The sequence below is a fragment of the Achromobacter sp. UMC46 genome (genome assembly GCF_014170335.1).
In the GTDB taxonomy this organism is placed as follows: Bacteria; Pseudomonadota; Gammaproteobacteria; order Burkholderiales; family Burkholderiaceae_B; genus Achromobacter.
In genome coordinates, this window is sequence record NZ_LZZS01000033.1 from 179123 (window position 1) to 192850 (window position 13728).

The 13728-nt window shown below is 67.8% G+C and carries 12 protein-coding genes; 7 read left to right on the forward strand and 5 right to left on the reverse strand.

Annotated elements, in window-relative coordinates; genetic code table 11:
- The first annotated feature begins 47 nt into the window (after window positions 1-47).
- From A9973_RS22720 to A9973_RS22735, 4 genes are all read left to right on the forward strand, one after another.
- Window positions 48-584: a MarR family winged helix-turn-helix transcriptional regulator gene (locus tag A9973_RS22720; RefSeq protein ID WP_183015925.1), complete on the forward strand. Its 537-nt coding sequence runs from the start codon at window positions 48-50 to the stop codon at window positions 582-584.
- Window positions 585-673: 89 nt separating this feature from the next.
- Window positions 674-1408: an enoyl-CoA hydratase/isomerase family protein gene (locus A9973_RS22725; RefSeq protein WP_183015926.1), complete on the forward strand. Its 735-nt coding sequence runs from the start codon at window positions 674-676 to the stop codon at window positions 1406-1408.
- Entirely contained in the window at window positions 1405-2601 is a 1197-nt protein-coding gene (locus A9973_RS22730) for a CaiB/BaiF CoA-transferase family protein (protein WP_183015927.1), read from the forward strand. Before A9973_RS22725 ends, A9973_RS22730 begins: the two co-directional genes overlap by 4 nt.
- Before the next feature lie 48 nt (window positions 2602-2649).
- Window positions 2650-3636, forward strand: a complete 987-nt coding sequence (locus A9973_RS22735) for a tripartite tricarboxylate transporter substrate binding protein (protein ID WP_183015928.1) — start codon at window positions 2650-2652, stop codon at window positions 3634-3636.
- A 54-nt stretch (window positions 3637-3690) separates the two neighbouring features.
- On the opposite strand, the gene A9973_RS22740 is transcribed toward A9973_RS22735, so the two are convergent.
- The 5 genes from A9973_RS22740 to A9973_RS22760 form a co-directional block, all read right to left on the reverse strand.
- On the reverse strand, window positions 3691-4644 hold the full coding sequence (locus tag A9973_RS22740) for a nitronate monooxygenase family protein (protein WP_183015929.1): 954 nt from the start codon (window positions 4642-4644) through the stop codon (window positions 3691-3693).
- A 107-nt stretch (window positions 4645-4751) separates the two neighbouring features.
- On the reverse strand, window positions 4752-5393 hold the full coding sequence (locus A9973_RS22745) for a response regulator transcription factor (protein WP_183015930.1): 642 nt from the start codon (window positions 5391-5393) through the stop codon (window positions 4752-4754).
- 6 nt (window positions 5394-5399) lie between these two features.
- On the reverse strand, window positions 5400-7355 hold the full coding sequence (acs, locus tag A9973_RS22750; protein WP_183015931.1) for an acetate--CoA ligase: 1956 nt from the start codon (window positions 7353-7355) through the stop codon (window positions 5400-5402).
- A 19-nt stretch (window positions 7356-7374) separates the two neighbouring features.
- A complete protein-coding gene (gene actP / locus A9973_RS22755; protein ID WP_183015932.1) occupies window positions 7375-9051 on the reverse strand; it encodes a cation/acetate symporter ActP in 1677 nt (558 codons plus the stop codon).
- Window positions 9048-9359 carry a DUF485 domain-containing protein gene (locus A9973_RS22760; RefSeq protein WP_183015933.1) on the reverse strand — a complete coding sequence of 104 codons (312 nt, stop codon included), beginning with the start codon at window positions 9357-9359 and terminating at the stop codon, window positions 9048-9050. The genes actP and A9973_RS22760 overlap by 4 nt, the downstream gene beginning before the upstream one ends.
- 230 nt (window positions 9360-9589) lie before the next feature.
- Here A9973_RS22760 and A9973_RS22765 point away from each other — a divergent pair, with 230 nt between their 5' ends.
- The 3 genes from A9973_RS22765 to A9973_RS22775 all read left to right on the forward strand — a co-directional run bounded on the left by A9973_RS22765 (window position 9590) and on the right by A9973_RS22775 (window position 13727).
- Window positions 9590-10804 (forward strand): MFS transporter, encoded by a 1215-nt coding sequence (locus tag A9973_RS22765; RefSeq protein WP_183015934.1) that lies wholly within the window; start codon window positions 9590-9592, stop codon window positions 10802-10804.
- The gene (locus A9973_RS22770; RefSeq protein ID WP_183015935.1) at window positions 10801-10959 is read left to right on the forward strand and encodes a hypothetical protein; all 159 of its coding nucleotides are present in this window, start codon (window positions 10801-10803) and stop codon (window positions 10957-10959) included. The genes A9973_RS22765 and A9973_RS22770 overlap by 4 nt, the downstream gene beginning before the upstream one ends.
- Before the next feature lie 104 nt (window positions 10960-11063).
- The gene (locus A9973_RS22775; RefSeq protein WP_183015936.1) at window positions 11064-13727 is read left to right on the forward strand and encodes a PD-(D/E)XK nuclease family protein; all 2664 of its coding nucleotides are present in this window, start codon (window positions 11064-11066) and stop codon (window positions 13725-13727) included.
- Window position 13728 lies beyond the last annotated feature (1 nt).

Here is a 13728-nt window from a genome sequence, read left to right on the forward strand (position 1 = left end):
GCCCGGCGCGCCCGTACGCTTTTTCTCAATCTTTGCAGAGCCCAGCCATGGCAACCCTGAACGCACACAAGTCAGTCTCCTCCGAGCGCGGCCAGCCGACCGCCTTGAAAGAGCTGTTCTCGTACCGGTTGAATCGCCTGGCCTACGTATCCAGCCGCATCGCGGCGGGCCTGAACGAAAGCCGCTACGGCGTGGGGCCGCGCGAGTGGCGGATCATCGCGTTGCTGGGCGCGGCGCCGGACATGTCGCTCAATGCGGTGGCGCGCGAGGCCAACATCGACAAGAGCCAGGCAAGCCGGACCGTGTCCGAGCTGATCGAACGCGGCCTGATACACCGCAGCGCCGACAGCCAGGACGGCCGTGGCGTCAGCCTGGACCTGACGCGGGCAGGGCGCGCGCTGTACGACGAGATGTTCCCTGCCGCCGTGCAGCGCAACGACGCCATGCTTGCCGTGCTGTCGGCGAAAGAGCGCGACGAGATGGAGCGGATGCTGGACAAGCTGACGGCCCATGCGTTGGAAATGCTGAACGAATTCAAAGCCGAGGTGCCGGTCCGCCGCGGCCGGGGCGTGCAGCCACGATGAACAAGCGGCGCCTGCCCGGCGCCTTTTTTTACCCATATTGTTGATTAAATCAATCAAATTCCTGACCCCTATTCAAGAGGACTTGCGTCATGCCGGAACTGATCGTCGAGAACCAGGGCGCCGTGCGACTGCTGCGCCTGAACCGCCCGGAAAAGCACAATGCGCTGAATACGGCCCTGACCACGGCATTGCTGGACGCGTTGTCGCAAGCGGAGCGCGATGCGGCGGTGCGCGCCGTCGTGCTGACCGGCAACGGCAAGTCGTTCTGCGCGGGCGCGGACACGACCGAATTTTCGGGGCTGACCCTGGAGCAGCCCGAGGCGGTGCTTGCCCGCGCCGATCTGACGACTGAGCTGCATCTGGTGTTCTCGCGCATGACCAAGCCCGTCGTGGGCGCGGTGCACGGCAATGCGCTGGGCGGCGGCGCGGGGCTGGCGCTGGCTTGCGACCTGACCGTCATGGCCGAGGACGTGCGCTTTGGCTATCCCGAATTGCGCCATGGCATCGTGGCCGCCGTCGTCATGGCGAACCTGGTGCGGCAGGTGGGCCGCAAGCACGCGTTCGAATTGGTCGCGATGGCGGAACCCATCGACGGCGCGCGCGCGCTGGCGCTGGGCATCGCCAATCGCGTCGCGCCTGCCGACGGGGTGCTGGACGCGGCCTTGGCGATGGCCGGGCGGCTGGCGGGCTGGGAGCCCGCCGCCATGGGGTTGACCAAACGCGCCTTCCACCGCGCGGCGGATCTGGGCTTGGCCGAGGCGCTGGGCGTCGGGCGCGATGCCAACGTGATCATGCGCGGATTCCGTCAGGGGGCCGCGCGATGAGGCCGCTTGACGGGGTGACCATTCTGGATCTGTCGCGGGTGCTGGCGTGCCCGTTCGCTTCGATGATCCTGGCTGAACTGGGCGCCACCGTGATCAAGGTCGAGCAACCTGGCACGGGCGACGAAACCCGGGGCTTCGAGCCGCAGGTGCAGGGCGAAGGCGGAACGGAGTCCGCCTACTACCTGGCGTTCAACCGCAGCAAGCAATCCATCACCGTCAACTTCCGCAAACCCGCGGGGCAGGCGCTGATCCGCCGGCTGGCTGAAACCTGCGACGTGGTCGTCGAGAATTTCCCGGTAGGCACCTTGGCCAAGTACGGGCTGGACCGCGACAGGATCGCGCCGGGCAATCCCGGCCTGGTCTATTTTTCCTGCACGGGTTTCGGCATGACCGGACCGTATGCGCCCCGCAAGGGCTACGACACTGTCTTCCAGGCGATGGGCGGCATCATGAGCCTGACGGGCGAGCGGGGCGGGGGCCCCGTCAAGCCGGGCCTGCCGGTGGCGGACCTGACGTCGGGCCTGTGGGCGGCGATCGGCATCCTGTCCGCATTGGTGGGCCGGGCGCGTTCGGGGCAGGGCTGCCACATCGACTTCTCGATGCTGGACGGGCAGGTCGGCCTGCTGTCGCTGGCGGCGGCACGCTACTTCGCGTTGGGCGAGGTGCCGCAACGGTTGGGCACCGAGCATCCCGGGCGTGTGCCGTCGGCCGCGTTCGAATGCGGCGACGGGCGCTGGGTGCAGATCACGGGCAGCGACCAGCACTGGAAGCCCTTGTGCGAGGCGCTGGAATTGCCGCAATGGGCGGACGACCCGGAACTGGCGCGCAATGCCGTGCGGGTGGCGCGGCGCGACGAAGTCATGGCTGGCCTGGCGGACGCGGCGCGTCGGCTGACGCGCGACGAGCTTTGCCGGCGTTGCGATGCCGTGGGCGTACCCGCCGGACCGATCCTGGATGTGGCGGAAATCATGCACGACGAACACGTGCTGGCACGCGGCATGGTGTCCAGTTACGACCATCCCTCCATCGGCCGCTTCGGCGCCGTGCCCGTGCCGTTCAAGTTCAAAGGCTATGAGGATCCGCGTCTGGATCGTCCGCCGCTGCTGGGCGAACACACCGACAGCGTCCTGAGGTCGTCGCTGGGCCTGTCCGAGTCGGAAATCCAGGCGTTGCGCGCAGAGGGCGCGATCTGACGCCATTCATCGCCACACCAAAAAAACCAAACTGCAGGAGACAAACCCATGATGACCTTCAAGCGTCTATTTATCCGCAAGCGTCTGCTGTGCGGCCTGGCCGCTGGCGCGTTCTGCTCGGCCGCGGCGGCCGCCGACCCCTATCCGTCCCAGCCCATCACGCTGGTCAACCCCTATGCCGCCGGCGGCCCTGCCGACGTGCTGGGCCGCGCGCTGGCGCGTGAACTGGAAAAGCAGCTGGGCAAGCCGGTGATCGTCGAGAACAAGGCGGGCGGCGGCGCCGCCATCGGCGCGAACTTCGTGGCGCGGGCCAAGCCCGACGGCTACACCTTGCTGCTGGGCACCTCGGCCGCGCATGTGGTGACGCCGCTGATGCAGCGCACGCCCTACGACGGCATCAAGGATTTCGCCTTCGTATCCATCGTGGCCAATCAACCGAACATGCTGGTGGCGCGCCCCACGCTGAACGCCGCCAGCGTGGCCGACCTGATCGCGCTGGCCCGCAAGGAGCCGGGCAAGATCAACTACGCCTCGGCCGGGCCGGGCAGCTCGCCGCATCTGGGCGCCGAGCTCTTCCGCGAGCGGGCAGGCGTGGACATCGTGCACATCCCCTATAGCGGCGCGGCGCCGGCCATCAATGACCTGGTGGGCGGGCAGGTGGATATCGCCGTGCTGAATCTGGCAGCGAGCCTGCAATTCATCCGCAGCGGACGGCTGAAGGCGCTGGCCTATGCCAACGGCAAGCGTTCGCCGCTGTTGCCGGATGTGCCCACGCTGGCCGAGTCGGGCGTGGCGGGCGCGGAGTCCGCGTCGTGGTACAGCCTGGCGGCACCCAAAGGGACGCCGGCCGACGTGCTGCAACGGCTGAACGAGGCCATGGGCCGCGTGAACGCGGATGCCGAATACGGCAAGCTGATGCAGGCGCAGGGGGTGGACTTGTGGAACATGACGCCCGCCGAAGCCACGGCTTTCGTGGAAAAGGACCAGCTTGCCATGAAGAAGCTGGTGGAATCCGCGGGTCTGATAAAGAAGTAGGCGCCACGCTGGCGCATGCGTGATCGAAGCCGCCCGTGGGCGGCTTCCCTGTTTTCAGCCCGCTAGCGCAGCGGCGCGCGCCAGGGCTTCGCGCGTCTCGTCCACCAGTTGCTGCACGAGTTGGCCCGCAGGCAACAGGTTGTCGATCAACCCGGCGCTTTGTCCGGCTTCGACCTTGCCGCCTTCGACGTCGCCGTCATGGGCCGCTTGTTTCAGCGAACTGACCGCGAACAGCGCATCCAGCGCGGCGTCGTCGCTGCCGCGTTCGGAGGCCAGATACTGGCGCGCGAACGTATTGCGCAGCATCCGCACCGGCGACCGCCCGCGGCCGACCAGCGTGGTGTCGGCCACGCCGGCGGCCAGCACGGCGGCTTTGTAGTCGGCGTGCACGCCGGCCTCGGGCGTCAGCAGAAAGCGGGTGCCCAATTGCGCGCCCGCGGCGCCCAGGCACAGTGCGGCGGCAATGCCGGCGCCGTCGGCGATGCCGCCCGCTGCCACCACGGGGATGGCCACGCGGCGCACGGTAGCGCGCAGCAGGACCTGCAGGCCGATCTCGTCCGGGCCCGGATGGCCGCCGGCTTCCGGGCCCACGGCGATGACCGCGTCCACCCCCGCCGCCTGCGCTTTCTCGGCATGCAATGGGCTTGCCACCACTTGCAGCCATTTGATGCCTGCCTCGCGGGCGCGGCCGATGTGCTTCTGCGGGCCGCCCTGAGACGCGATGATCACCGGCACGCCTTCCGCGATGGCGATGTCCATGTGTTCCTGGGCGCGCTTGTTGTACAGGGGGATGTTGACGGCGAATGGCGCGTCGGTGCCGCGGCGCACCTCGCGCACCGCGGCCAGCAGCGCCTCGGGGTACATCGGGCCGGCCGCGATGACGCCCAGCCCGCCTGCGCGGGACACCGCCAGCGCCAGCGCCGCGTTGGACGATGCCCAGCTCATGCCGCCCTGGATGATGGGATAACGCGTGCCCAGCAATCGGGTCAGCGGAGTTTGCAGAATCATGGCTTACCTGCGTTGGCAAAAATCCCATTTTCAGCCAATTAGTTGATAATATCAACTATATTCAGACGCGGAGATTTCGAGGCAGCGATTGCTGTTACGAAAGCGGCCTAGCGCCAGGCGCTCAATCCCAGGCGTCCCGCAATCAGCACCGCCTGCGTCCGGTTGGTCACGCAGAGTTTTCGCATCACGGCGGTCATGTGGGTTTTGACTGTGGCCTCCGCCACGTTCAGCTCATGCGCGATCTGCTTGTTCAGCAGGCCTGCGCCCACCATCCGCAGTACCCGGTATTGTTGCGGAGTCAGTTCGCGCAGGTTGGCCGCCAACTGCCTGCCTTCGGGGCCGGAAAAACTGGCCGGGCCGTCATCGAACGGCAGCCAGATGCCGCCGCGCAACACGTGGCGCAAGGCTTGGCCGATGGTGCCGGCGTTGGCCGACTTCGGGATGAAGCCCGTCGCGCCATGATCGATCGCGCGGCGCATCAACTGCGGGTCGTCATGCGCCGATACGATGGCGACAGGCAACCGCGGCCGCAGACGCAGCACATGCGTCAAGGTGTCAAAGCCGGTAGCGCCAGGCATGTCCAGGTCCAGCAACAGCAGATCGGCGTGGGGATGGGCCTGGGCAAGGTCGTAGAGCGCATTGACCTGTTCGGCGGCGCGGATCACCGCGCCCGGGAACAGGCGGCCGATGAGCCCGCTCAGGGCTTCGATGTACAGCGGGTGGTCATCGGCGATCAGGATTACGGGCATGGCCGATCATGCCATACGCCGTTCCTGCACCAGCGCCTGCACGACCGTGGGGTCGGCCAGCGTGGTGATGTCGCCCAAATCGTCGACGGTGTTTTCGGCGATCTTGCGCAGGATGCGGCGCATGATCTTGCCCGAGCGCGTCTTGGGCAGGGCGGGCGCCCATTGCAGGTGGTCCGGCGTCGCGATGGGCCCGATCTGGCGGCGGACATGGGCCACCAGTTCCTGGCGCAGGGTATCGGACGTTTCCAGGCCGGCTTTCAGCGTGACGTACACGTAGATGCCCTGACCCTTGATGTCGTGGGCGAAGCCCACCGCCGCCGCTTCGGCCACCTTCGGATGCGATACCAGCGCGCTTTCCAGTTCGGCGGTGCCTAAGCGGTGTCCGCTGACGTTCAGCACGTCGTCCACGCGGCCGGTAATCCAGTAGTCGCCGTCGGCGTCGCGGCGGCAACTGTCGCCGGTGAAGTACATGCCGGGATAGTCCTTGAAGCAGCTTTCCACGTAGCGGCGGTCGTCGCCGTAAACGGCGCGAGCCTGGCCCGGCCAGGAATCTCGGATGAACAGGTTGCCTTCGCCGGGGCCTTCGATCAGCTCACCTGTCCGCACATCGACCAGCTCGGGCCGGATGCCGAAGAAGGGCATGCTGGCCGATCCGGGCTTGCAGGCCTTGGCGCCCGGCAGAGGCGCGATCAGGATGCCGCCGGTTTCCGTTTGCCACCAGGTGTCCACGATCGGGCAGCGGCCCGCGCCCACGACGTCGTGATACCAGCGCCAGGCTTCGGGGTTGATGGGTTCGCCCACCGTGCCCAGCAGGCGCAGCGACTGCCGCGAGGTGCGCTGGACGGGCTCGGCCCCCTCGCGCATCAAGGCGCGGATGGCGGTGGGCGCGGTGTAGAAGATGGTGACCTCGTGCTTGTCGATGACGTGCCAGAAGCGCGAGGCGTCCGGGTAGCTGGGCACGCCTTCAAAGACGACAGTCGTGGCGCCGTTGGCCAAGGGACCATAGACGATGTAGCTGTGGCCCGTGATCCAGCCCACGTCCGCCGTGCACCAGAACACGTCGCTGTCGCGGATGTCGAAGATGGCGGCATGCGTGTAGGCGGCATAGACGAGGTAGCCGCCGGTCGTGTGCAGCATGCCTTTGGGCTTGCCGGTGCTGCCCGAGGTATAGAGGATGAACAGCGGGTCTTCGGCGTTCATGCGTTCAGGGACGCATTCGTCGGTTTCGCGGTCCATCAGGCGGTCCAGCCAATAATCGCGCTCGGCCGTCATGTCGACGGGCGCGCCCGTATGCCTGACCACCAGCACCGTGCGCACGCCTTCCATGCCCGGCATGCGCATCGCGGCGTCCACATTGGCCTTCAGTGCGATGGTGCGGCCCGCCCGGCGGCCCTCGTCGGCGGTGATGATCGCCCGGGCGCCGCAGTCGCGCACGCGGTCGGCGATGGAGGCCGGCGCGAATCCGCCGAACACCACGTTGTGCACGGCGCCGATGCGCGCGCAGGCCAGCATGGCGGCCACGGTGTCCACGATCATCGGCATGTAGATCGTGACGCGGTCGCCGCGGCCGATGCCCGCGCGGCGGAGCGCATTGCCCATCTTGCAGACCATGGCGTGCAGTTCGCGGTAGCTGATGCGCCGCGAGGGCGTGCCGGGGTCGTCCGGTTCCCAGACCAGCGCGGCCTTGTCGCCATGGGTCTCAAGGTGGCGATCCAGGCAGTTGACGCTGACGTTCAATTCCCCGTCGGCGTACCAGCGGATTCGGAAGTCCTCGGCGGCGAAGCTGACGTCCCGGATCTGCGTAGGGTCGCGGTCCCACTGCACGCGTTGCGCGGCGCGCGCCCAGAAAGCGTCGGGATCGCCAAGCGATGCCGCGTACTGGTCTTCATACTGTTCTTGCGTGATCGTCTGCGGGCCGGCAAAGCCCTCGGGCACGGGATAGAGATCGCGGATGGGTTCCATGGAAGCTTCCTCTGAACGGTTAATGGCCGACGGCAGTGGTGGCGCCGATGCCGGTCTGGCTGCGGACGGTCAAGGCGTCGAAGGCGGCGGCTTCCTGCCGGGCCCGCGGGCTGCGGTCCAGTGTCGAGAACAGCCAGATCGAGAAGAACGCCAGCGGGATGGACAGGATGCCCGGGTTGGGGAAGGGCGTGATGGGCGACGAAAAGCCGAAGACGTCCACCCACACGGTCTGGCTCAATACGACCCAGATCGTGGCGCTGGCCAGGCCCAGGAACCCGCCGATGGTCGCGCCCCGCGTGGTGCAGCCGCGCCACGAGATCGACAGCACCAGCACGGGGAAATTGGCGCTGGCCGCGATGGCGAAGGCCAACCCCACCATGAACGCCACGTTCTGGTTCTCGAACACGATGCCCAGCAGGATGGCCATGACGCCCAAGGCGATGGTGGACAAGCGTGAAATGCGCATCTGCTGGTGTTCGGTGGCGCGGCCGCGGGCGATGACGTTGGCGTACAGGTCGTGCGAAATGGCGGCGGCGCCGGCCAGCGCCAGCCCGGCCACCACTGCCACGATGGTGGCGAAGGTGACGGCCGCCAGGAAACCCAGCAGCAGGTTGCCGCCCACGGCGTTGGCCAGGTGGACCGCGACCATGTTGGTGCCGCCGACCAGGCTTTTCATCATGTCGAAACCGCCGTCGGGGCCCGCCGCGAAGTACTCGGGGTGGCGCACCAGCAACGCGACCGCGCCGAAGCCGATGATGAAGGTGAGCAAATAGAAATAGCCGATGAATGCGCTGGCGTAGATCACAGACTTGCGCGCTTCCTTGGCGTTCGAGACGGTGAAGAAACGCATCAGGATGTGCGGCAGGCCGGCGGTGCCGAAGGCCAGCGCGATGCCCAGCGACAGGGCGTTCAGCGGATTGCCGCTGACCTGCGCGCCCGGCGCCAGCAGTTCCAGGCCGGACGGGTGCACGCGGGTGGCTTCGGCCAGCAGCGCGTCGGGGCTGTAGTCGAAGGCGGCCAGCACCAGGACGGTCATCAGCGTGGCGCCGAAAAGCATCAGAACGGCCTTGATGATCTGCACCCAGGTCGTGGCGGTCATGCCGCCGAACACCACGTAGATCATCATCAGCGACCCCACGATCAGCACGGCGACGTTGTAGTCCAGCCCGAACAGCAGCACGATCAGCTTGCCGGCGCCGACCATCTGCGCGATCAGGTACAGCGCGATGATCAGCAGCGACGCGCTGGCCGCCAGCACCCGCATGGGGGTCTGCGCCAACCGGAACGAGGTCACGTCCGCGAAGTTGTAGCGGCCCAGGTTGCGCAGCCGTTCGGCGATCAGGAACATGACCACCGGCCAGCCGAACAGGAAGCCGATGGCGTAGATCATGCCGTCGAAGCCGCTGACGTAGACCATGCCCGCGATGCCCAGGAAGGACGCGGCGGACAAGTAATCGCCTGCGATGGCCAGGCCGTTCTGGAAGCCGGACAGCCCGCCGCCCGCCGTGTAGAAGTCCGACGTGGTGCGGGTGCGTTTGGCGGCCCAGTACGTGATGCCCATCGTGCCGGCGATGAAGGTCAGGAACATCACGATGGCGGAGGGGCTGGCTTGGCCGGTGGTCGCGGCGCGGACCGATCCCGCCAGCGCGCAGCCCAGCACGAGGAGCCACGCGGCGACTGCTGTCTTGCGCTTCATGAGACGTCCTTGATGATGGCGGCCAGCAGCGGGTCGAAAACCGTGTTGGAAAGATGGACGTAGGCAGAAATCAGCACCACCGCGCTGCACACGACGAGAATGCCGGTCAGGACGCCGATGCTCATCGTCATGCCGGGCAGCGGGCGGGCGAAGAAGGCGGGGTCGAACGCCAGGGTCAGGATGAAGCCAGCGTAGATAAGGCCGGCGACGGCGAAGAACAGCAGGCTGGTCCGGCTGCGGCGGCGCAGCAATTCCTGATATTTGGGATGCCGCATGACCGCGGCAACCACGCCGTTGGGCGAAGTCATGGGGAGGGTCTCCTTGTTGTTATGGGCGAACGGGCCTCCGCCCAATATAGAGACGCATCAATTCGCGGGACATGCGACCTTAGTCGTAGGGGGAGGGCCCGAGTGACGGCTGGCTAAAGTGCGAGGCGTCAGCATGGCTATTGCCGTTTTCCCCCGGGCGGGTTGTATATGATGTGCGGGTCGTCCCGAGGAGGGGACGCAAACCCATACAACAACCAGACACGGGTTTCATGTCTACGCAAACCGATTCGATTTCCACCCGCACCCTCATCCTGGGCACGCTGGTGGTGCTGCTAGCCATGGGCGTGCGCGCCACATTTGGCCTTTTCATGCAACCCATGGGCCTGGCGCACGGCTGGGGCCGCGACGTGTTCTCGATGGCCTTCGCCCTGCAGAACCTGGTGTGGGGCGTGGCCTGCATCTTCATGGGCATCCTGGCGGACCGCTACGGGTCGGGGCGCACCATCGCGCTGGGCGCGGTGCTGTACATGCTGGGCATGATCGGCACGCGCTTCGCCACCGACGAGACCACGCTCTACCTGACCGCCGGCGTGCTGGTCGGTCTGGGTCAGGCGGGGACCACCTTCCCGGTGATCCTTCCGGTGGTGGCGCGCGCCGTGCCGGCGGCCTACCGCAGCACGGCGATGGGCATCGCCAGCGCCGGCGGTTCGCTGGGCCAGTTCGCCGTGGTGCCTACCGGGCAAGCCTTGATCACCGGCATGGACTGGTCGGGCGCGCTGTGGGTGCTGTCGCTGTTCGTGGCTTGCGCCGCGCCGCTGGCCTATTTCCTGCGCGGGCGTCCGCAAGCGCACTCGGGGCCGCAGCAGTCGCTGGCATCGGCGGTGCGGCAGGCGGTGCGCCATCCTTCGTTCCACTTCCTGTTCTGGAGCTACTTCGTCTGCGGATTCCACACCGCCTTCATCACGCTGCACCTGCCGGCCTACGTGACCGACGGCGGCCTGACGGCGGGGCAAGGCGCGACCGCCGTGGCGCTGATCGGCCTGTTCAACGTGCTGGGCTCGTTCTACGCGGGCAAGCTGGGCGGAAAATACAGCAAGAAACGTTTGCTGGCGGTGGTGTATTTCATGCGGGCGTTCGGCATTCTGCTGCTATTGGCCATGCCCTTGTCGGCGTGGGTGCTCTATGCCTTCGCGGCGTGGATGGGCCTGTTCTGGCTGGGCACGGTGCCGCTGACGCAAGGTCTGATCGGGCAGATCTACGGACTGCGCTACGCGGCCACCCTGTCGGGCATCGTCTTCCTGGGGCACCAGTTGGGCAGTTTCATCGGCGTCTGGCTGGGCGGTTACGCCTACGCCAAGACCGGCAATTACGATATGGTCTGGTGGCTGGGCGTGATCCTGGCCGTGGTGGCGGCGGCGCTGTGCCTGCCGGTGCGGGAGCAACCGGTGACGCCGGTTGCGCCAACGAGCCCCGCGTCGGCATGACCCCGGCAACGCCTCCCGCCGTCCGCCGCCATCGGGGCTGGCGCGCCTTGGGGCTGCTGGCGCTGGCGGCCGTGCTGGGCCTGGCGTTCTGGGGCTACACCACGCCCGAGATGCAGATCCACTGGGAAAACCTGGCAGCTCTCTGCGGCTTTTAGACGCATTCGGCCGCTCGGCTCGCGGTATCCTACGACGGAGTTTCCCCCGTCGTTTTTTTTCGCCATCCGCGCCAGCCGTTTCGGCACGCGCTTTGCAGGTGCCCATGCAGGACGCATCGTTTTCCTATCCCGACCTATCGCTGCCGGACATCGGCGCCATGCCCGCGGCCGGCACGCTGGTGCTGACCGTGAACAACCGGCTGTCGCGCCGGTTGACGCTTGAACTGGCCGGCCTGCTGCGCCAGGAGCGCCAGGTCAGCGAACTGCCGCGCATCCTGCCGCTGTCGGCCTGGCTGGCGGAGTCCGCCAACGAGCTGGCTTTCGAGACGGATGACGACGTGCCCGCCTACCGGCTGGACAGTTTCGCCACGCAACTGGTGTGGACGGAAGCCATCCGGGCGGAAGAGGCCGAACGCGTGCTGCTGGACGCCAGCCAGGCCGCGCGGCTTTCCATGGATGCCGACCTGCTGATGGACGAATGGGACCTGCAAGTGCCGTCGGGCGCTGATACCGACGAATACCGGGGTTTCGCACGGTGGCGTGCGCGCTACCGCGAAACGCTGGCGGGCATCGACGCCGAGGACGCGAACCAGGGCTATGCGCGCGTGCTGCGCGCCCTGGAGGAGGGCCGGTTGGCGACGCCCGCCCAATTGGTGCTGGCGGGTTTCACCGATATGTCGCCCCGTTTTCGCCGCCTGCTCCAGGCGTTTGAAGCGCAGGGCACCGTGGTCGCGCAGTGGCGCGACGCACAGCGGGGGCAAGCCGTGGCGCGGCGGTTCGAGGCGGCGGACCAGGGCGCCGAATGGCGTGCCGCGGCCGCATGGGCAGCCAGCCGTCTGAAGGCGAATCCGCAAGGACGCTACGCCATCGTGTCGCCCCAACTGGAGGCCGAATCCCCGTTCGCGCGGCGCGTGCTGAGCCAGGCCCTGGCGGGCCGGGAGGGGGCGCCGGCCTACGCGTTCAACGTCGCAGTGGGCCGGCCGTTGAATGAATGGCCGATGGCGCGCGCCGCGCTGGCCTGGCTGCGCGCGCTGGCCGAATGCGCCGCCGGCAAGGGTTGCGGCGTGGACGTGCTGGGCGCCGCCTTGCTGGCCGGGCATTGCGCGGGCGATGTCCGCGACGGCGCGCGGCTGGCCGCGATCGACGCGCGCTGGCGGCGGCAGGCCGTGCAGCATGTCGGCCCGCAGGATTGGAAGAAGCGGCTGGCCGATATCCCGGCCCTGGCGCAAGCCTGGAACCAGGCGATGGAGATCTGGACGCAGGGCGGTCGCCAAGCCACCTGCGACATCTGGATGCTGCGCATGAAAGCCGCGCTGACGGCGCTGGGATTTCCCGGCGAAGCGGTGCTGGACAGCGTGGACTATCAAGTGATGGGTGCGCTGGGCGACGCGCTGGGCAGTTTTTCGGCATTGGCGCCGGCGGCGGGCCGCCTGGGCGGCGTGGCGGCGGTGAACCTGCTGCACAGCGTGGCGCGGTCGGCGTCGTTCCAGCCGCAACGCGATCCGTTGGCGCGGCTGGACGTGCTGGGGTTGCTGGAAGCCGAGGGCGGCTATTGGGACGGCGTGTGGATGCTGGGGCTGACCGACGATGTGCTGCCCGCGTCGCCCAAACCCAATCCGCTGCTGCCGTTGGCCGTGTTGCGCCAGGCGAAGGCGCCGCGCGCCACGCCCGAGCGGGAACGCGAATGGGCTGAAGGCATGTACGCCGCGCTGTGCCGCTGCGCGCCCGACCTCATCGTCAGCCATGCCCATATGGACGGCGAGCGCGAACTGCGCCCCTCGCCGTTGATCGCCGCCGCCGCGGTGACGGACTGGGCGCCGGCCGAAGCCGATGACGTGGCCGCGCTGCCGCAGGAATCCCTGGACGACAACCAGGGCCCGCCTCTGGCTGCGGGAAACCGCGGCGGCGGGGGCCTGGACGTCCTGGACACGCAGGCGCGCAATCCGCTGTGGGCGTTCGTGCGCCACCGCTTGGGCGGACGCGAGCTGGCGCCGTATGCCGACATCGCCACGGTGAACGTGCGCGGGCAGTTCCTGCACAAGGCGCTGGAACGGGTGTGGGGCATGATGCCCGACCAGGAGGCCTTGCACGAGATCGTGGCCGCCGGCCGGCTGGCCGCCTTGCTGGAGCAGGCGGTGGCGCAGGCTGCCGACGAAGAACTCAAGGACTACGCGCCCGCGCTGAAGGCCCTGGAATGCCAGCGCGCCCGCGCGGTGCTGGCCTCGTGGCTGGACCTGGAGGCGCAACGCCTGCCGTTCGCCGTCGCCCAGGTCGAAAAAGACCATCAATGGCAGCGCGGGGCGCTGAACCTGAAACTGCGGCTGGACCGTATCGACAGCCTGGCCGACGGCCGCAACGTCATCGTCGACTACAAGACCGGCGTGGCCGCCGCCAAGCCCGAACCCGACTGGTCGCGCAGCCGGCCGGTGAACGTGCAGTTGCCGTTCTATGCCTCGGTGCTGGCGGATGCCGCGGGCGGCGAGGTGGCGGGCCTGGTGCTGGCGCAGATCCACGCGCGCCAAGTAGCCGCGCAAGGCCTGGCCGACGAAGACCTGGGCGTGCCCGGCGTCACGCTGGCCGAAGACAGCAAGTACTTCGATGGCCTGTCCTGGCCCGAGATCCGGCAGCGCTGGCGCGTGGCGATCGAGGCGCTAGCCGACGAGTATGTCGCCGGGGTGGCCACCAATGTGGCTTACCGGCGGGACGATTTGAAATACTGCGATGCATTGCCGTTCCTGCGTTTGCATCTGGACGATGAGGACGCATGAG